The following is a 19,167-nucleotide window of genomic DNA, read 5'->3' on the forward strand; positions in this document are numbered from 1 at the left end:
CCTATCGTAAATCTTCCATTGCAACATGGTCCATGTCGTCATACGTAATATTTTCCCCGCACATGCCCCAAATAAATGTATAGTTGCTCGTCGCTGTCCCTGTATGAATCGACCAGCTTGGTGAAATAACAGCTTGCTCATTTTTTAAAATCAAATGGCGTGTTTCTTGTGGTTGCCCCATAAAGTGGAAGACGCGTGTTTGTTCATCCATATTAAAGTATAAATACACTTCCATACGGCGTTCATGTGTATGGCAAGGCATCGTATTCCACACACTACCTGGTGACAGCATCGTTAAGCCCATTTGTAATTGACAGCTTTCACATACATTTGGATGAATGTATTGATAAATTTTACGGTCATTTAACGTTTCGCCCGCACCTGCTTCTAGTGGCTTAATTTGTGCTAAATCGATTTTCACCGTTGGATAGGTATGATGCGCTGGTGTCGAGTTAATATAAAACTTGGCTGGCTGTGTGGCATCCGCTGACGCAAAGAATACTTCCTTCGCCCCGCGCCCGACATATAAGCCGTCTTGATGCGCCATGTCATATGTGTCACCATCAATCGTTACCGTACCCGCTCCGCCAATATTAATAATGCCTAGCTCACGACGCTGTAAAAAGAACTCCACCCCTAGCTCTTTATTTAGCGTAATCGTCAGTGGTGTTGTTGTCGGTGTCACACCGCCAAAAATCATACGGTCTACATGTGTATATGTTAAATGTACATGCCCAGCTTCGAATAATGTTTCGACTAAAAATTGCTCACGTAATTCATCGGTCGTAAATGTTTTGATATGTTCTGGGTGATGCGCATAACGTGTTTCCATCGTAAAATCCCCTTCCATGCCGCGTATATATTGTTTGATTATTCGTTCATTTTTAGTATAAGTAAAGATGTAAGGGTTTACAATTTGTCACTGGCACGTTCTTAAAATATCAAACGCTTTCGTTAAATTTTTATACAAAATAACGGGTAAAAGACAAAAAAAGCATGACATACAGTAATGTGTAAGAGAGCCATGCTCGCAGAAAACATTGCCTAGTAGACAAAAAAGACAAACACGATTCCATCATCATGTTTGTCTCTTTTTAAAGATTGTATACTAGCTATTATTTCTCCAATGGTTGTACATTTTTCACAAAGAATGAACCGATTAAGCCAAGCACAGAAATAACGGCTACAACAATAAAGGCTGTATGAATACCGTGCGCTAAAAACTCTGCTGGCAATGCATCAGCGAATTTTTCGATGTAGTTTTGCTGACCGATAGTAAACATCGTAATCGCAATTGCTGTTCCAAGTGCCCCAGCAATTTGCGTTAATGTGTTCAGTGCAGCTGAACCGTCTGCGAATTTTTGTGGCGCAAGTGAATTCATCGCATTCGTTTGTGCAGGCATAATTGTCATCGATACACCGACGAAGAATATGCATAAGTTCACAATAACCATCCACGTTGCAGTCGTCGCTGAAATCGTCATTAAGAACACCATCATTGACACGAAAATCATCGTAAAGCCAATGCGCGTAAAGATTTTCGCGCCTACTTTATCAAAGTTTGTACCTACGATTGGTGACATCATAATATTTAAGACATTCCCTGGTAACATGCATAAGCCTGCTGTTAATGCCGCAAAACCAAGCACTGTTTTTAAGAACATGGGCACTAAAATTGCCACTGATAAAATCATAAACATCGTTGCGACCATCAGTGCAACACCTAAGCGAAACATCGGTGATTTGAAGACCGATAAGTCAATCATCGGCTCCTCCATTTTCGTTTGACGCACACCGAAAATGACTAATAAGACAAGACCGACAATCAGTGGACCATAAACGATCGCTTCTGTAATCGATTGTTCTGCTAATGTAGCAAGTGCAAACACAACACCACCAAAACCAAACGTGGATGATACTAATGAAAGCATATCCATTTTAGGACGTGTAACTTGTGACACATTATCTACTTTCGAAAGTGCTAAGAAAATGACGGCGGCATACACAACAACCATCATCCAGAAAATATAGCGCCAGCTCAGTGCTGACACGATTAAACCTGCGATAGATGGACCAAGTGCTGGACCGGCTGTTAAAATAATGCCGACAATTCCCATCACAGCGCCGCGTTTTTGAATCGGGAAAATTAACATAACAACGCTAAACATTAGCGGTAAAATAATCCCCGTCGCAAGTGCTTGTACAAAACGACCTGCTAATAAAATAGTAAAGTTTGGTGCAAGTGCGCCAAGTAACGAACCGATAATCGCAAATGTCAGTGCTGCGACGATTAATTGGCGTGTTGTAAACCAACGGACTAAATAAGATGAAAGCGGTACGAGTACAGCTAATACAAGTAAGTAACCTGTCGTTAACCATGCTGCAGATGCCGCAGATACATCAAAATCTTCCATAATATTTGTTAATGCCATGTTTAATGCTGTTTCCCCGAATAACCCAAGGAAAGTACCAATCATTAAAACAGCTGCCATCCCTTTTGGACTTTTTACATTAAAAAAAGGTGCTGCCATTTTTATCCTCCTATATGAAACGTATTTCTTGAAAAGCGATGATAACTCCACATGTATCATACGTTTTGCAGTGCGATAACCTCTTGTTATTTTTCAGCACGGTTGTAACTGTATCAAATTTTCTCCTGAAAACTCAATGAATCATTGGTAAAATTCCCCCGACCATTCTTGCAATTGTGAACATCGAAATAACAATAAACGGATAATAAAACCATCTTTTCTTTCTTTTTTCCAGATGATTTTCACATAGGAAAACGCTTGCATATAGACAGTACTATGCGACATAACCCCTTGTCCTGCTTGACTTTGAGAGCTTTGCTATGAAAACGCACTAAAAATCAACTACTATTTGCATAAAAAACGGCTTTTTTCATCAATTGTGAACAACCATTTTTGCCCATTTAGACAAAAATAACACGTGACACATATTCAACTTTCATGATAAAATAATGTATTACACGTTAGGAGACTGAAAACTATTATGATTGAAGTAAAAACATCGCCCGTTAGTGACGGCGAATTTAACCGCGGCGTCTTCGCAACAACGGTTATTCCAAAAGGTACATTATTTCACCAAGCACCTGTTATTGCTTATCCAAACGAACAACACGAGCATATTGAAAAAACATTATTAGCTGACTATGCGTTTGAGTATGGTATTAATCATACAGCGATGCTTTTAGGTTACGGTATGCTGTTTAACCACTCGTACCATGCAAATGCCACGTACGAAATTAATTTTGATAACCATACATTCGATTTCTTCGCCTACGAAGATATTCAACCAGGTGACGAAATTTTCATTAACTATAACGGCGAACCGGACGAGCCAGAATTATTATGGTTTGATCGCGACGACGAAGATAATCAATAACAAATGCTCCCTGTCGCTTCGATGCGGCAGGGAGTTTTTCATGTGAGTTATAAATTTTTTTGTGAAAGACGGAGCATGCATACATTTATTTCTTCTCACGACAAGATAAGTTACAAGCTCACGTTCGCTTTGTAGTCATATTTATCGATAATATCTATTAACAAATACCTATTTTTATTGTAAAATAATGATAATTATAAAGGAATAGAGGTACTCATTATGAAAAAAACACTCACAGCGATGTTACTCACTGGTGCGCTCTTATTGCCAACACCGACACTCGCCAACAGTCCGTATAAAGACGTTTCAAATTACACCCATACACATATCGTCAATCGTATCGTTAGCAGTCACATTATGGAGCCCATTTCCACTACCCATTTCGGTATTAGCCAACCAGTAACGCGTGGCGATGTCGCAGCGTATATTCAAAATGCCTATAAATTATATGCGGTGCGACCTGCGAAGCAATTTGTCGATGTGCCCGCTTCGCATCCGCAAGCAGCGGCGATTCAAGCATTGTATCGTGCCGGCATTGTGGACGGCTCGTCTACAACCGGAAAATTCCGTCCGGACGACAAAATTACGCGTGCACATGTAGCGAAAATATTTACGAATTTATTAAAGCTCACACCGCAAACGACAAATGCTTTTTCTGACGTTGCGTTGTCCAACCCGAACAATACACATATTGGCGCACTTGTACAAAAAGGGATTGTCACAGGCTATCCAAACGGCCAGTTCCGACCAAATGCACCGGTATCACGCATGCAACTGGCAACATTTATTTACCGTAGCTTATACGGGATGGAACCACAAAAGCCAGTCGCTGTGAAAAGAATTACGAGTAATTTTGATTATGCACCGACAAAGCTAAAAGCCGCGAATTATACCGATTTACCGCGCAGCGATTATCGTCATCATTTTTATACGCAATTTATGTCAAATGGTAATAATATCGTAAAAGAATTTGGCTTAATTTATGATGTCTACGAGGAGTGGATATATGTTGGACAAGATGGTACAGATGCATGGGGCTACTATATGGATTTACGTGGCTTAGAGGACGGTAAACCGCAAGAGCGCATGAGAGAGATGTACGGAACTCATTATCATCACACCTTAACCGCATATTTTGAAGACCGTGTGTATGTCAACAATGTGCTATTTAAAGATGTTGTTAAAGTAGCTGAAAAGGAACTGTATACAGTAGATTCTGATGGCTCGATAATGTCTCCTGAGTACGACGGGGTACATACTATTTACTACTTCAAAAAGGGCTACGGTTTACTAAAAGTGACCAATGGCGAGGGCGACAGCTTATTTGAAATCGGTAGCTACACGCTACGCTAAATAAAAAACAAGGCTATGATTACTCAACATTTTCTAGAGCACATCATAGCCTTTCTTTCACACATGAAACTTCTTCTTATATTCAGCCGGTGTATAGCCCGTATATTTTTTAAAGCAAATGCTAAAGTATTGCGGATTGCTGTAGCCGACTGCTTCTGCCACTTCATAGTTTTTCAGTCCATCGACACGCAGCAGCTCCATTGCTTTTTGCATACGTAGCTTCAATAAAAGGTACACGCTTCGTGACCAAATACATGTTGCATTTGTCCTCCCAATACGGACACTTCCTTTCTCTCGTTAAATTTTTGTAAGTTCTCCCAATGTTTATATACTAAAATTGTAAGAAACTCTAATGTATCTGTCGACTATTTTTTATAATATTTTGACTATTAATACAAGGAGGCGATAATATGATAACTGAACAAAAAGATCGTAGTGTATGGATTTTAGCAGTCCTTTATTTTGGTTGGATTGTGTCGTATGTAGACCGTACTGCCATTACGCTTGCACTGGCAAGCATCGGGCAAGACTTAGCGCTCAATGCCGCGCATCTTGGCTTTGTCCTCAGTGCCTTTTTCTTAGGCTATGCACTGATGCAGATTCCAGGGGGCTGGCTTGCTGACCGTTTTAACATTGTATATGTTCTTATTTTTGCTGTTGTGATTTGGTCGGTATTTACCGCATTTACCGGACTTGCTTGGTCACTAACATCGCTCATTCTCATTCGTTTCTTATTCGGGCTTGGTGAAGGCGCGTACCCTGCCGCAAGTACGAAGGCGATTGCGATGTATTATGAAAAATCACAACGTACAAAAGCCCAATCAACGATGATGTCTTCGAATATGCTTGGTGGCGCACTTGCTCCTATTTTATGCGCACCGCTTCTTTTATTATTTGGTTGGCGTTCTGTATTCTTCATTATTTCTGTTCTTGGCATTGTTTTTGTTGTAGCACTTATTATGGTAACGAAAAATGCCAAAGTGTATGCACCGGAAGAAACGGGCGGTCTAAAAGGTTCATTCAAATCTGTGTTAACCTGTGTTAACGAATCCTTATTTAGTACGTGTTTTATGTATTTTCTTCTTTATTAATATTGCCAGCTGGGGACTTAGCTCATGGATGCCAACGTACTTAATGCAAGTACATAATATTGACATGAAAAGCATCGGTCTTGTCGCAGCCATTCCAGCGTTATTCTCTGCTGTCGGCATGATTTTTAGTGGGCGCATCATTACAAAGCTTGGCGCAAAATCAAAATACGGTGTTGTTATCGGCGCTGCTGTGTTAGCAACGTGTCTCTTCTTAATGGCCAATACCGCTTCGATTGTTGTGGTCATTCTATATCAATGTGTCGCATTTGTTGGTGTCGCATTTGTTATTTCGTTTATTTTCACAACGCCACACCGTGTTGTCGAAGACCGTAATGTCGCAACAGCATTTGGTATTGTTAACTTCGGTGGACAGGCTGCTGGTATCATTTCACCAACAATTATGGGATACTTAATTAATATTTCAGGTGGCTCTTTTAACACATCATTCGTCTTTTTAGCCATCGTTTGTGCCATCGCTGCCATTATCGCGATGACATTACCACTCAATGACTCATCATCACAACCGACATCCGTAAAACCAATGGAGGGAACAGTATGAAACAACAGTTATTTGAAAAAATGACGACACAAGAAGCACTGTTTGCGAAAATCGCAAAAGATATTTGGGATAATCCACAACTTGGCTATGAAGAAACCTATGCTGCTGACCGCCAAATACAGTTTTTACAACAAGCAGGCTTCCGTATTACTGAGCAAGCAGGCGGCGTTGATACAGCATTTATCGCTGAGTGGGGTGCAGGCTCACCGATTATTGGCTTTTTAGGTGAGTACGACGCATTACCTGGCTTAAGCCAATCGGATAGCCCATCCCTTGACCCACTTGTAGCAGGTGGACCAGGACATGGCTGTGGGCATAACTTACTTGGAACAGCGGGTGTAGAAGCGGTGTATGCGCTCAAACAGCTAATGGAGGAGCAGAGTATCGCTGGTACAATTCGCTATTACGGCTGTCCAGCAGAGGAGCTATTATCAGGCAAGTCATTTATGGCACGTAACGGGGTGTTTGACGATTTAGATATTGTGTATACATGGCATCCAGGCTCATACAATATGACTGCTAATATTTCGATGCAAGCATTAACAGCGATTGAATTTTTCTTCCATGGGCGTACTGCACATGCTGCAGCTGCTCCACATTTAGGGCGTAGCGCGCTCGATGCTGTCGAGCTGACGAATGTTGCTGCTAACTATTTACGCGAGCATGTGCCAGATGGTTCACGCATTCATTACCAAACTACAAACGGTGGTTTAGCGCCAAATATCGTACCAGATGAAGCGAGTGTGTATTACTTCCTACGCGGAGCAAGCCGTGAAGCTGTCGATGAATTACAGCGCCGCTTAATTAATATTGCAGAAGGCGCAACACTGATGACTGAAACAACGATGGATTACGTTATCCATTCCGCTTGTTACGACAGCATGCCAAACTTAACGTTAAACGAGCAAATGTACAAGCAGTGGCAGGAGCTCCCACCACTCACATTTACGGAAGCGGAAAAACAGTTTGCCGAGCAAATTATGAGCACGCTTGACCCGTCTGTATTAGCCGGTGCGAATCAGCAAGTACAAGCAATGGGCGCACAAGTAGACGGATCATTCATTACAGGCGAACGCCATATTCCGCAAATGTTCCGAATGTCAATGCCTGGGTCAAGTGATTTAGGCGATGTGTCATGGATTGCGCCACTTGGACAAGTCATTACAGTATGTGCCCCGCATGGTGTACAACTACACACTTGGCAAGCTACTGCCTCGTTTGGTACATCGATTGGCTTGAAGGGCATGCACTATGCCGCAAAAACAATGGCAGGTGCAGCACTCGACGCGTTACTAGATCCTTCGATTATTGAAGCAGCAAAAGAAGAATTCGCGCGTCTGACTAACGGCAAACAGTACCGCTGTGCGATTCCAGAACATGTATTACCACCGCGCGCACCAAAAGAAGGCACAAAGGTGTAAGTATTAAAACCGAAAAGTTTGAAACCCCCTTGAGCACATTGCTGAAGGGGGTTTTTTATGCTTCGTGCTATTGCCACACGAACAGTCGTTTTGGCAGATGTCCGCTTCAAGCTCCAGTTCATGCGATTCCTGCTAAAGTCGTCGCTTGTCGGGACCCCCCAGCAAATTTTCATCATCTCGATGAACTCATTTTTACAGAAATACTGTCCCGCACGCTCTTTTTATATCACGACGCAAACCATAATTTACAGCCAATCATATACAACACGTACACAGTAAACGCACCAAACACTGCATGTAGTGGCTTTACCCACTGTGTTAACGTAAAGATGAGTGCAATAAAAATAACAACACCGAACGCGCCAAACATTGCGTTCTTTTGCGTTAAACGAAAATCATTAACGCTCATATGATGCATTTGTAAATAAATATTTGCCAGCGTCATAATCGGTAATAAGGTAATGACACCCGATAAAAATAAATATTTTGACTTGCTGAGTAGCGCTGCGCATACCATAATCGTTCCACCTAATAAAAACTGTGCAACATAGCTCACTTTATACATCTCCTGTTTTCTTTAGTTGTGTTTGATTGTATGCTTGCAGTAGGTATACGTAAACTAAATTTATTGCATAGTATATATAAGAAAATTGCATATCACGAAGGAGATTTTATGAATATAAAAAAATATATCGCGTACAGTAAAGTCGTCGAAACAGGCAGTTTAACAAAAGCGGCTGAGGCACTGCATTATACGCAGCCAAGCATTAGCCAAATGATTCATAGTTTAGAAGAAGAATACGGTTTTCCACTGCTCATTCGGCAACAGCACGGCGTTGTACCGACTGCGCACGGGGAACAATTACTCGTCGCTATGCGTGAAATCGAACGGGGCTATGCGAAGCTAACTGAGACCGTAGACCGTATTAACGGCTTTGAAACGGGACATGTGCGTATCGGTGCTTACTCTAGTGTCACGACAACGCTTTTACCACCGTTACTTGCAGCATTTAAACGTGATTATCCGCGCATTCATATTCAGCTATATGAAGGCAATGCAGTGGAGCTTGACCGCTGGCTAATGGAGGACAAAATTGATATGGCACTCGGGACGACGCATAATGAACATTGGCAATTCGATTTATTAATGAATGACCCGATTGTCGCCATTATGCATCCAAACCATCCACTTGCTGCGCGAGAAACGATTTCTGTAGCTGAAGCGGCACATGCGGCATTTATTTTGCCACATCCGAACTCACATTTAGAGGTCCGCAATTTGTTTACACAAGCGCGTATTCAGCCGCTTATTGCATACGAAGTTAAAGGGGACGAAACAATTTTAGCGATGGTCAAACATCATCTTGGCATTAGCTTTGTGCCACAGTTACTTTTACAGCGCACACAAGGACTTGCTGTGCGCCCGCTTGCCGAACCCGCTTGCCGTCAACTCGGACTACTCACAAGACGCGCAAAACATACACAAACACCTGCCGTAAAAAAAATGATTGATTATATTGTTGCGACGATAGCGTCACAACAACTAAAATAACGTATAAAAGGACTTGCCTAGTTTATAGAAACAAGTCCTCTTTTATTTATGGCGACGCCAACAATTCACGTAAATAGCAGTCAACTTGCTCAAAATAACTGTCCTCTGCACCAAACAAACCAAAATGCCCTAAACGACTTTCGATCACTTTTAGCTCACTATTTGGAATAAGTGCCTGTTCACGCGCGCAATCACGCACTGGGAAAAACATATCCTCATCAATCGGCATCACAAACACTTTCGCTGTAATGCGATTGAGCGCTGCTGCTAAATCGCCATCTGTGTGACGACTCACATCACCGCGCTGCCATTTCCATGCCATCGTCAGTAATGAATTCGGGTCTAAACTTTGGAACAATGGACGTAAAAAGCCTTGTGTAAACTGCTCGACACTTTCTACACCAAACAAACGCCACAATTCCTGCTGATAAAACTCCGTACTTAGCCCCATTACCGCCCAAATATCAGCATGTCTGCCTAATCCGTCCGCAACCTCGGTATGCGATGTGTAGCGCCCACCCTTAAAACCAGGGTCCGATGTAATCGCATCGATTAATGTTTGTGTAAATAAAAAATCATGCACTGTATTTTTCGCCGTGCCAGCAATCGGAGCAGCCCGCTTCACCATATCTGGATAACGCACCGCCCATTCATACGTTTGCTGCGCACCCATTGAACCGCCCACTACTAACGCAAGCTCCGTAATGCCAAACTTTTCAGTTACAAGCACATATTGCGCGCGCACATCGTCGCCAATACGAATATGTGGGAATGCTTCCATCGCAATCGGGGAGCCGCTATTATGCGGTGACGTTGAGACACCATTCCCAATTTGATTCACAACAATAATAAAATATTCATTTTCATCAAGCGCACGCCCTGGACCAATATAACTTTCATAGTTTTTGCTCGTGCCTGAAAACCATGTCGGCACTAAAATAGCATTTGTTTTCTGTTCATTTAATGTACCGTACGTTCGATATGCTAGCTGTAGCTGCGGTATAACTCCGCCTTCTTCTAACTCAAATTCTCCAACCTGATAGTATTCATAAGGACCGACATTTTGCTGTGAATAAAATTCATTTTCTATCACGTGTCAACACCCCTTTTTAGAATTTTCTAACATTTCATTCAGTATAAACAATTTTTTTCGAAAAGGCGAACTAGAGCAATCATATACGCTGCATTTTTTTGACATCAACATTAACGTCAAAATCCACTGCAACATTAACGTTGCAGTGGATTTCATAATTACTCTCTTTATTTATCCAAAATATGTGCGTGAATCGCCTGTGCAACGCCGTCTTCGTCATTCGTAGCTGTCAGAAAATCGGCAACGTCTCGAATCATCGGCACAGCATTGCCCATTGCAACACCAATCCCTGCATACTGAATCATATCAAAATCATTCGGATGGTCGCCAATTGCCATGACGTCACGCGGTGCGATGTGTAATTGTTCTGCAAGTGTAGCAAGTGCTTGTCCTTTACTCGCTTGCTTGTGTAAAATTTCAAAATAAAACGGCTCGCTTTTAAACATCGTATACTGCTGTGTGAACGCATTAGGAATTTGTGAGATGCCAGCATCGAGCTTTGCCGGATCATCAATAAACATCACTTTCGTAAACAGTTTATCATCTTCTAGTTCATCTGGCGCTCGGTACAAAATGGGCATATTCGCAAAATAAGCATCCCGTCCTGTATACATACTCATATTGTGTTGCACTGTATAAATTGCCTCAAAATCCAGCGCATGACAATGTACACCAACTTGTTCCGCAAGTTGCGTTAATGCTTTAAACTGCTTGCCGGTTACACCGATATGTGACACAATATCTAGCGTATTTGTTCGCTGTATCAGTGCACCGTTATACGTAATGATGTGCGCTGGCTGTGTGTCCATACCGAGCATTTTCATATAGCCTCGTGCACCTGAAAATGGTCTACCGGTACAAAGTACAACATGTACGCCACGCTGTTGCGCCGCATGGATAGCGTGAATGGTCACATCCGTTAATTCATAGCGCGAATTGACGAGTGTGCCGTCAATATCAATCGCAAGTAATTGAATGGTCATCAGTTATCTCCTTCAACTTTTACTAACGCACCGATGAAGGTACTGCTGTTGGCACAACAATATTGCGTGTCAGCGTTGTGCCAGCTCCGTCTAATCTGCCTTCAAAAAAGTCCATTTGTTCTGCGATTATTGCCGCATCATGCTGGTATTCAGCAGTCAGTACCGTTTGCGCTGTTACTGTAACATTCCCTTGTTGCACATCAATTACACGCATTGCAGGGACATCAAGTACAGCAGCAATTTGCACATATGTCCAGTTTTCGTGTTGAACGATTGAATCATAATGCGTATGCCCACAAATATAAAATGCTTGCCCGTACTCTTTTTTACGTAGCACCGATGCTACATCAATCGATGGGTCAATCGATAAGTTTTCATAGTTTGAATGATGCGTTGTGTCATAAATCGGATGATGCCCAAATACGAAGACCGTTTTGTCGCCTGACGCAAGCAATTCTTTTTCCAGCCATGCAAGCTGTTGCGCTGTTACGGTGCCCCCGTATACTTCCTCATCCATTTCACGCGCAGTTTCCCAAAAAATTAATGTCGCTTCTGGGGTGTCAATGCTGTAATTTGTATGCTGTTGAACTTGTTCACATACTGCTTGTCGCGTCATCGTATATAAATCATGGTTGCCTAGTGTATGAATAAATGTTTTATCGTGCTTACGAATTAGTTGATACACCTCACTTAACTCGTCAGCTGTGCCAAAATTCGTTAAATCACCAACGCTCACATAATAATCCGCCTCTACGGCAAAGAATCCATTAATATAACGTTCAAAAAATCGGTCACGTGCTTCAATAAAAGCAGGGGTATGTGCCTCCCCCGTGTTGTATTGTGTCTGTTGTACATAATGTAAGTCACCCATTACTGCAATTTTCATGTTAAATTCCTCCTTATTATTTAATGCCTGTATACGTAAAGGCTTTAATGATTTTATCTTGTGCAATGAAATAAACAATTAAAATCGGAATAACTAAAATGACATTGGCTGCCATTACTTCATTCCACGGTACACCTGCATCGGTTGTACGCAGTAACGCAACCCCCATCGGCAATGTCCGTGCATCTTCTGCCGTTGTCATGACAAGCGGCCAGAAATAGTCGTTCCAGCGACTAATAAATGTAAATAATAGCACTGTAATAATCGTTGGCTTCGCAACCGGAATAAAAATCGTGCGAATAATTTTCCATTCAGAAGCATTATCTAAACGTGCAGATTCAATAATTTCTTCTGGAATTTGCTTAAACGACTGACGCAGCATAAAAATACCGAACGCGCTCGTCGCAAAAGGTAAAATTAGTGGCCAATATGTATCAATCATGCCCCACTGGCTAAATAGTAAATAGTTCGGTAAAAAAATAAGTTGCATCGGAATCATTAAACAAATAATCGTAATCGACCAACAAATATTTTTCCCTTTAAACTCTAGTCGTGCAAATGCGTACGCAGCAGGAATCATCGTTATAAACTGCAGCACAAGTACAACGAATGTCGTCACGACACTGTTCATCGTATATGTTAAAAATGGGCCTGATTGCCACGCCGCCATAAAATTGCTTAGGTCAAAGCTTGACGGGAACCATGTCGGTGGTGTTGCAATAATTTCAATATATGTTTGAAAGCTTGCCGATAGCATCCATAAAAAGGGGAACGCAATCAGCAACATCACAATTGCTAACAAGCTATATTCAACGCCTTTTAGCGACTTCTTCATAACAAGCTCCTTTACTGTTCATATTGTACTTTTCGACCGAGTAAACGGAAGTAAAAATACGTTAAAATCATTAAAATACCTAATAAAATCATGCCCGCTGCGGATGCAGGTCCAATATCAAAGTTTAAGAAACCTTCTTCGTAAATATAGTACACAAGTGTCGTTGTCGAATTAATCGGACCACCTTGTGTCATAATATTAATCGTTTCAAATGTTTGAATGGCATTAATAATATTAATAATGATAACGAAATAAATCGTTGGCGTAATCGCTGGCACCGTAATACGCGTAAATGTACGCCAGGCGCTCGCGCGGTCAAGAGCTGCCGCTTCATACAATGTTTTCGGCACTGCCGCTAAAGCCGCAATGACAATAATTGTGTAATAGCCGACACCTTTCCACACTGTAACAATAATTAACGAATAGAGCGCAATCTGTGGATTCGTCAGCCAGCCAATCCCCTCTGCCCCAAACCAAGAGACCACCACGTTTAACACACCATTTGTCGGGTCCATAATAAACATCCAAATCATCGCAACCGACACTAATGAAATGACATGCGGACTAAAAATCGCCGCTTGGGCAATACGATGAATCAGCGTATTTTTATTGAGCCATACGCCGAGTGGAATCGAAATTCCAACAATCGCAATGACATAAATCGCCGTGTACATCAACGTATTTGTCAATGCTTCTAAAAACACCGCATCTTGCAAAAGCGCTTGGTAATTCGCAAAGCCAACCCACGGAATATCATCGCTAATTAAATTCCATTTGGAAAAGCTTAAGATGCCCATAAAGACGAGCGGGGCAATAAAAAACAAACCAAACACAAGCATCGCTGGAAAAATTAACGCATACGGTACGAGCGCTTGTTGCCATTTACGTTGGCGTACGCGTGGTGCAACATTAGCGGAGGGCATATTGTTGATGGTGCTCATGTGTATTCACGCCCTCCAATCGCTCACCGTTCTCATCAAAGAAGTATAAATCTTCGTGTTTTACAAAAACATACACATCTCGTGCAGTTGATATGAACGGCTCCGTTAGTTTCACATGCTGTTCGCCAAACTTATTTTTGACGCGGTAGAGCGTTTCACTCCCAAGTAGCTCAGTCGTAACAATTTCACTTTTCACCCAAAAGAAATCATCATTTGGCTGCTCACTTAATCGCGCTTTTTCGGGGCGATAGCCAATTGACTCCCCTGGCTTAACCGTTTGATGCACTAGGCTAATAACTTCCGTCACCGGTAAAATATTCATTGCAGGTGTTCCCATAAACGTCGCCACAAATATATTTTGTGGACGATGATACAATTCCATCGGGCTACCGATTTGCATGACATTGCCTTCATTTAATAGAATGATTTGATCTGCCATCGACATGGCCTCTACTTGGTCATGCGTTACATAAATAAATGTCGTTTGTAGCTCCTTGTGCATATTAATCAGCTCATTACGCATTTCAGCACGTAACTTCGCATCTAAATTGGATAATGGCTCATCAAAAATATATAAGTCTGGTCGCTTCACAATCGCGCGGGCTAACGCTACACGCTGGCGCTGGCCGCCGGATAATTGGTGCGGCTTACGGTCTAAATACGCCGATAAATTGACCAATGTCGCGACTTGCTGCACACGTGCGTCAATTTCTTTTTTCGGCACACCGATATTTTCTAATCCAAACGAAATATTTTTATACACGGTCATCGTTGGGTAAAGCGCATAATTTTGAAACACCATCGCGATATTGCGGTCACCTGGCTTCACATCATTCACAATACGGTCACCAATCCATACTTCACCCTCCGTTACCGCTTCTAAACCTGCAATCATGCGCAGTGTTGTGGATTTCCCACATCCTGAAGGTCCAACAATAACGGTAAACGAGCCACTTGGAATAACAAAATTAATGTCTTCAACAGCCTTTTTAGTCGGCTGCTTTTTTTTACGTACTTTTTGGTCATAGTCTTTTGAAATATTTACTAGCTTTACATCCGCCATGCACGATTCTCCTTTCGATAAAAGACGCGTCAGCATGACACGCCTTTTACGCTGCTTACTGATTTAATACGTCTGTTACACGCGTATCTGCCATTTCCATCGCTTCTTTTGTTGTTAAGTCTGGGTCTGCAATTAATGCTTCAACGGATTCGCGCCAAATGCTTGTAATTTCATTAAATCCTGGCACTGACTCCCCAGGCACTGCATATTCTAGTTGCTCACGTGCTACCGCATAAAACGGTTGTGCCGCTTCTAACGCTTGACGCTCTTCAGAATTGGCAATGCTATGGCGAATTGGTAAATACCCTGTATGTTCTGTTGCCCATGAGTTTGATTCGGCATTCGTCACAAATTCAATGAATTCCCACGCTGCTTCTTGCTCTTCTTCCTCTAAGTTGCCTGTCATAACAATATTTGAGCCACCTACTGCAACGGCACGTTTATCGCCCTCTGGTAACATCATGACACCCATTTCAAACCCAGCCGCTTCTGCTGATTCCGCAAATTGCGATAAACGCGATGTTGACGCTAATAAAATAGCCGCTTTTTGTGTTTCAAATGATTGTACCGCCTTCTCTATCCCTTGGTCACCAATTGGAAATTCCCACGTACCTTCTTTAACCATATCCATTGTGAAGTCTACCGATGCTACCCCTTCCTCTGTCGCGAATAACGATTGTTTTTTGTCGTCGCTAAACATTTTGCTATTTTGTTGATTCATATTCGCTTCAAATAGCCAAAATGTTTCCTCTTGTGTCCCACCAATCACACCGTCTTTTGTTAACTGTGCTGCTGCTTGTTGGAAACCTTCCCATGTATTTAATTGCGCTGGGTCTACCCCTGCTGCGTCAAATAAATCTTTGTTGTAATACACAAGCGGTGTACTGTTGAAATACGGTAAGCCGTAATAAGAGCCATCAATATTAGAACTTGCTAAAATGCCTTCAATGAAATCATCTTTTTCAAACGTGTCGTCCCCTTCAATAAACGGTGTTAAATCTTCAACAACGCCGTCTTTTGCTAAGCCTGATACACTATTAATCACGGTAATAAACACATCAGGCTCATTGCCAGCTACCATCGACTGACGTACTTTTTGTTCCACTTCCGTATAGCTACCTTGCGTTGACGCCGTTACTTCAATACGATCTTGGCTCTCATTAAAGCGTTCAACCAATTCGTCATTTGCTTCTTGAATTTTGTCTGCATACGCATACCAAAACGTCAGTTCAATTTTCTCGTCCTCTGTTGAGGCTTCTGTTTGTGCATCTTGCTCCTCGTTGCTACATGCTGCTAACATACCGCATAGTGCTACTGTCCCCATTAAGGCTGTCCATTTTCGTTTCATGATAATCTCCCTCTCTTATTTCAATTTGTTGTATGTAATTCGGTGTGTATGTAGTTCGGTACGCTCGCTACATATACAAACCTCCTTATGCGCTGGCACAAAAAAGAGACACCACAAATAAACATTACGTTCGTCGTACAATGCTGTACGTATGAATGCAATATCAATTCGTGGCATCTCTTCATCTAGCCGGCTATGTATTTACTTTTCTAACACAAGTATACCGAGCGAATGTTAATCGTATGTTAACGCTCGCACAAAAACATGTAAATAATTATGAATTTTCTATCATTTATAGTCAAGAAGCGGCTCATCGCGGAGCACTTTCCATAATGGCTCATACGATGTCACGATACCTTGCGCACCGCTCGCTAATGCTTCTTCAGCATGTAGCCGCTCATTAACAAATCCACCGGTCACAATTGGAATATTAGAAACACCAACAACATAGCGAATAATATCCGGTAAACGACTCGGCATCAGCTCAATCATATCAGCTTTCGTGTCGCGCAATGTATCTTCAATATGTGTCACCACTTCCGTATCAATTAAAAAGATGCGCTGCACAACATATAGCTGCTGTGCCTTCGCGCGTTTAATATCAGCCACTTTATTTGTGACAATCCCAAATGGCTGAATGACCGAGCGAATAAATTCCATTCCGTATTTATCTGTCTTTAAGCCACCGATTTTATCGACATCGAGTAACACTGGCAGCCCATTCCGCTGCAAAATATGCACATATTCCTTCACCGATAGTACATTGCCTGTTAGTAGCATCACCGAACCAATATAATCTTTATAACGCAGTGCCTTATCTAACGATTTTGGGTCTTTCACGGCGACAATTAGCTTTAAACGCTTGAGCCGCTCATTAAAATATTGTTGTGTAATGGTCATCGTTTCATTTTCCCCCTTTTTGTGTTTCTTCTATTATAAAGGGACATTGTCGAAGCTTCGTACAGCGCGTGTTAAATTTATATTAACTTGAAACATTCAGTAGTGAATTTCTTTCATAAAAACTGCATGCAAACATGCTATACTCTGTGTACCAAATATTGAAAGGATGTATCAACATGCCTTATTACATCACCGCGTCCATACCACTTCCAGAAAACCATTTCGTTACACGCACAGAAGAAATGCCCACAATTTTTCAAGCACGTCACTTGCCGATTTTTCATGTGCCCGATATGCCACAAAATGCCGAAGTGCTTTTTCACTTTTTACATACTGAAGCCGCGCACTATTACCAGTGCACATTCGAGTTTGTACATATAGACGCCTATCCAGTAAAACAAAAACAAATCATTTTTCTTCATCAGCTAACCGCACCACAGCAATTATTGTTGGCAAGCGGACAAATGCTCATTATTGAAAAAGTGGATGCAGCTTCACAGGTTTTGTTTTAAATGATAGCAATAATTGATGTGCGTAGCTTTAGCCTAAACTTTGAAATTAACGCCATTCTCTTTGATGAAAATTTCGCGATTCAATGTCGCCAGCTATTTGAGCACAATATTTCACTTAGCCGTGAAATTACACATGACATTTATGCAAACCGCCCACTTTGGACGAAAATACGCGAAGCCTTTTCGAGATTACTGTCGCCGCTATTGTAAACTACTAAAAAAAACAGACACGTAACGCCTTCAGTAGCTATCATGACGGAAGGCGTTTTATACGTGGAACAGAGGAACTTCCTTCAACAATCTCGAAGCATACATTCGCGAATGTACGATAACTACAAGAGACCACCTCACCATTCCCCGCTTCAAATCAACATCGCATACGCTTGTGGTGTCATATTCATATATTTTTTAAACATTTTATAAAAATGGGATTCATCATAATACGGATACGTCGCTAAAATATCTTTCGTTTTAAGCGGCGCATGTTTCATTTCATTTACAAGATGTTGGAGCTGCGTAATTTGCATAAACTGCTTTGGGCTCATGCCAATATGTTGCTGAAAAAGCATGCGGACATAGCGCGCGCTGTAGCAAAACTGTTGTTCGAGCTGTTTTAGTGTAATATTGCCGTTTGAGGTATAAATCATCGAGGTCATTTGTTCAATAAGAAGCTGTTGGGGCGATAAAGGGGCTTGCTGAAAGATAGGCTCTGCTAAAATATGTGCAATAATCGCAGCATCCATTGTTTCACCAATTAGACGCTCCCATAACAGGCTTAAAAAAGGGGCGCTCTCTAAAACAAGCCAGCGCATTTGATCGTTCAGCTCTGCTTGCGATAGGGCAAATTGTTTTACATGATGGCACGGCTTCAAGCGAATTCCGACGTAACGTCCTACTTCAGCAAATGTAAACAACATGCGTTCTTTTGGACTTGGAATGACAAAACTATTCGTTAACGGTCCATCTAAATAAAACACAATATCAAGACAACTATCCGGAATGCCGGGCAACTCGACAATGCGTGTTGATTCGACTGTAAAGAAGTAAATCGTTTGAACATTCGAATTTGCACATGGTGGAATATGAAACTCGCGTAAAGCTGGTAAAACTTTTTGCCATTCTGGCTGTGCCATATAAAACTGCTTATCGTTCATTATAATCCCCTCACTCTTTGTTATTTTTTCTAACATACCTTTTCATTATGTTATATTTTATTACACGAAAA

At 41.7% G+C, this 19,167-nt stretch carries 21 protein-coding genes; 8 read left to right on the plus strand and 13 right to left on the minus strand.

Going from position 1 to position 19,167, the window contains the following annotated elements:
* Position 1 precedes the first annotated feature (1 nt).
* A complete protein-coding gene (gene kduI, locus A6M13_RS10705) occupies positions 2-832 on the minus strand; it encodes a 5-dehydro-4-deoxy-D-glucuronate isomerase (protein ID WP_066545959.1) in 831 nt (276 codons plus the stop codon).
* A gap of 283 nt (positions 833-1,115) precedes the next feature.
* A complete protein-coding gene (locus tag A6M13_RS10710) occupies positions 1,116-2,531 on the minus strand; it encodes a DHA2 family efflux MFS transporter permease subunit (RefSeq protein WP_066545962.1) in 1,416 nt (471 codons plus the stop codon).
* 481 nt (positions 2,532-3,012) lie between these two features.
* Here A6M13_RS10710 and A6M13_RS10715 point away from each other — a divergent pair, with 481 nt between their 5' ends.
* Together A6M13_RS10715 and A6M13_RS10720 are read left to right on the plus strand one after the other, a co-directional pair.
* Entirely contained in the window at positions 3,013-3,405 is a 393-nt protein-coding gene (locus A6M13_RS10715; protein WP_066545970.1) for an SET domain-containing protein, read from the plus strand.
* Between the two features lie 219 nt (positions 3,406-3,624).
* Positions 3,625-4,758 (plus strand): S-layer homology domain-containing protein, encoded by a 1,134-nt coding sequence (locus A6M13_RS10720; RefSeq protein WP_066545971.1) that lies wholly within the window; start codon positions 3,625-3,627, stop codon positions 4,756-4,758.
* 57 nt (positions 4,759-4,815) lie between these two features.
* Here A6M13_RS10720 and A6M13_RS10725 read toward each other — a convergent pair whose 3' ends face one another.
* The gene (locus tag A6M13_RS10725; RefSeq protein WP_066545973.1) at positions 4,816-4,995 is read right to left on the minus strand and encodes a helix-turn-helix domain-containing protein; all 180 of its coding nucleotides are present in this window, start codon (positions 4,993-4,995) and stop codon (positions 4,816-4,818) included.
* 173 nt (positions 4,996-5,168) lie between these two features.
* On the opposite strand from A6M13_RS10725, the gene A6M13_RS16610 reads away from it, so the two are divergent.
* Genes A6M13_RS16610 through A6M13_RS10740 form a run of 3 tightly spaced genes read left to right on the plus strand, consistent with a single transcriptional unit; the run spans position 5,169 to position 7,829 of the window.
* Positions 5,169-5,849, plus strand: coding sequence for an MFS transporter (locus A6M13_RS16610; protein WP_066545975.1), 681 nt, complete (start codon positions 5,169-5,171; stop codon positions 5,847-5,849).
* A gap of 28 nt (positions 5,850-5,877) precedes the next feature.
* Positions 5,878-6,408 (plus strand): MFS transporter, encoded by a 531-nt coding sequence (locus tag A6M13_RS16615; RefSeq protein WP_066545978.1) that lies wholly within the window; start codon positions 5,878-5,880, stop codon positions 6,406-6,408.
* Positions 6,405-7,829 carry an amidohydrolase gene (locus A6M13_RS10740; RefSeq protein ID WP_066545982.1) on the plus strand — a complete coding sequence of 475 codons (1,425 nt, stop codon included), beginning with the start codon at positions 6,405-6,407 and terminating at the stop codon, positions 7,827-7,829. The genes A6M13_RS16615 and A6M13_RS10740 overlap by 4 nt, the downstream gene beginning before the upstream one ends.
* Positions 7,830-8,055: 226 nt before the next feature.
* Here A6M13_RS10740 and A6M13_RS10745 read toward each other — a convergent pair whose 3' ends face one another.
* Positions 8,056-8,385, minus strand: a complete 330-nt coding sequence (locus tag A6M13_RS10745) for a GlpM family protein (protein ID WP_066545986.1) — start codon at positions 8,383-8,385, stop codon at positions 8,056-8,058.
* A 117-nt stretch (positions 8,386-8,502) separates the two neighbouring features.
* On the opposite strand from A6M13_RS10745, the gene A6M13_RS10750 reads away from it, so the two are divergent.
* Positions 8,503-9,381, plus strand: coding sequence for a LysR family transcriptional regulator (locus tag A6M13_RS10750; RefSeq protein WP_066545989.1), 879 nt, complete (start codon positions 8,503-8,505; stop codon positions 9,379-9,381).
* A 46-nt stretch (positions 9,382-9,427) separates the two neighbouring features.
* On the opposite strand, the gene A6M13_RS10755 is transcribed toward A6M13_RS10750, so the two are convergent.
* From A6M13_RS10755 to A6M13_RS10790, 8 genes are all read right to left on the minus strand, one after another.
* Positions 9,428-10,474 (minus strand): alpha/beta fold hydrolase, encoded by a 1,047-nt coding sequence (locus tag A6M13_RS10755; protein WP_066545992.1) that lies wholly within the window; start codon positions 10,472-10,474, stop codon positions 9,428-9,430.
* Positions 10,475-10,641: 167 nt separating this feature from the next.
* Positions 10,642-11,457: a sugar-phosphatase gene (gene yidA / locus A6M13_RS10760; RefSeq protein ID WP_066545995.1), complete on the minus strand. Its 816-nt coding sequence runs from the start codon at positions 11,455-11,457 to the stop codon at positions 10,642-10,644.
* A 22-nt stretch (positions 11,458-11,479) separates the two neighbouring features.
* A complete protein-coding gene (locus tag A6M13_RS10765) occupies positions 11,480-12,343 on the minus strand; it encodes a metallophosphoesterase family protein (protein WP_066545997.1) in 864 nt (287 codons plus the stop codon).
* A 16-nt stretch (positions 12,344-12,359) separates the two neighbouring features.
* Complete coding sequence (locus tag A6M13_RS10770) at positions 12,360-13,178, minus strand: carbohydrate ABC transporter permease (protein WP_066546004.1); 819 nt, start codon at positions 13,176-13,178, stop codon at positions 12,360-12,362.
* 11 nt (positions 13,179-13,189) lie between these two features.
* Entirely contained in the window at positions 13,190-14,119 is a 930-nt protein-coding gene (locus tag A6M13_RS10775) for a carbohydrate ABC transporter permease (RefSeq protein WP_066546006.1), read from the minus strand.
* On the minus strand, positions 14,088-15,182 hold the full coding sequence (locus A6M13_RS10780; protein ID WP_066546008.1) for an ABC transporter ATP-binding protein: 1,095 nt from the start codon (positions 15,180-15,182) through the stop codon (positions 14,088-14,090). The genes A6M13_RS10775 and A6M13_RS10780 overlap by 32 nt, the downstream gene beginning before the upstream one ends.
* 55 nt (positions 15,183-15,237) lie before the next feature.
* The gene (locus A6M13_RS10785; protein ID WP_066546011.1) at positions 15,238-16,530 is read right to left on the minus strand and encodes an ABC transporter substrate-binding protein; all 1,293 of its coding nucleotides are present in this window, start codon (positions 16,528-16,530) and stop codon (positions 15,238-15,240) included.
* Positions 16,531-16,818: 288 nt separating this feature from the next.
* Positions 16,819-17,430: a glycerol-3-phosphate responsive antiterminator gene (locus A6M13_RS10790; protein WP_066546013.1), complete on the minus strand. Its 612-nt coding sequence runs from the start codon at positions 17,428-17,430 to the stop codon at positions 16,819-16,821.
* A gap of 176 nt (positions 17,431-17,606) precedes the next feature.
* Here A6M13_RS10790 and A6M13_RS10795 point away from each other — a divergent pair, with 176 nt between their 5' ends.
* Positions 17,607-17,942: a hypothetical protein gene (locus A6M13_RS10795; RefSeq protein ID WP_066546014.1), complete on the plus strand. Its 336-nt coding sequence runs from the start codon at positions 17,607-17,609 to the stop codon at positions 17,940-17,942.
* Positions 17,943-18,152, plus strand: coding sequence for a phospholipase D-like domain-containing protein (locus tag A6M13_RS10800; RefSeq protein WP_066546015.1), 210 nt, complete (start codon positions 17,943-17,945; stop codon positions 18,150-18,152).
* Between the two features lie 152 nt (positions 18,153-18,304).
* On the opposite strand, the gene A6M13_RS10805 is transcribed toward A6M13_RS10800, so the two are convergent.
* The gene (locus tag A6M13_RS10805) at positions 18,305-19,096 is read right to left on the minus strand and encodes a helix-turn-helix transcriptional regulator (RefSeq protein WP_066546017.1); all 792 of its coding nucleotides are present in this window, start codon (positions 19,094-19,096) and stop codon (positions 18,305-18,307) included.
* Positions 19,097-19,167 lie beyond the last annotated feature (71 nt).

This window comes from Caryophanon tenue (assembly GCF_001700315.1).
Lineage (GTDB): Bacteria > Bacillota > Bacilli > Bacillales_A > Planococcaceae > Caryophanon > Caryophanon tenue.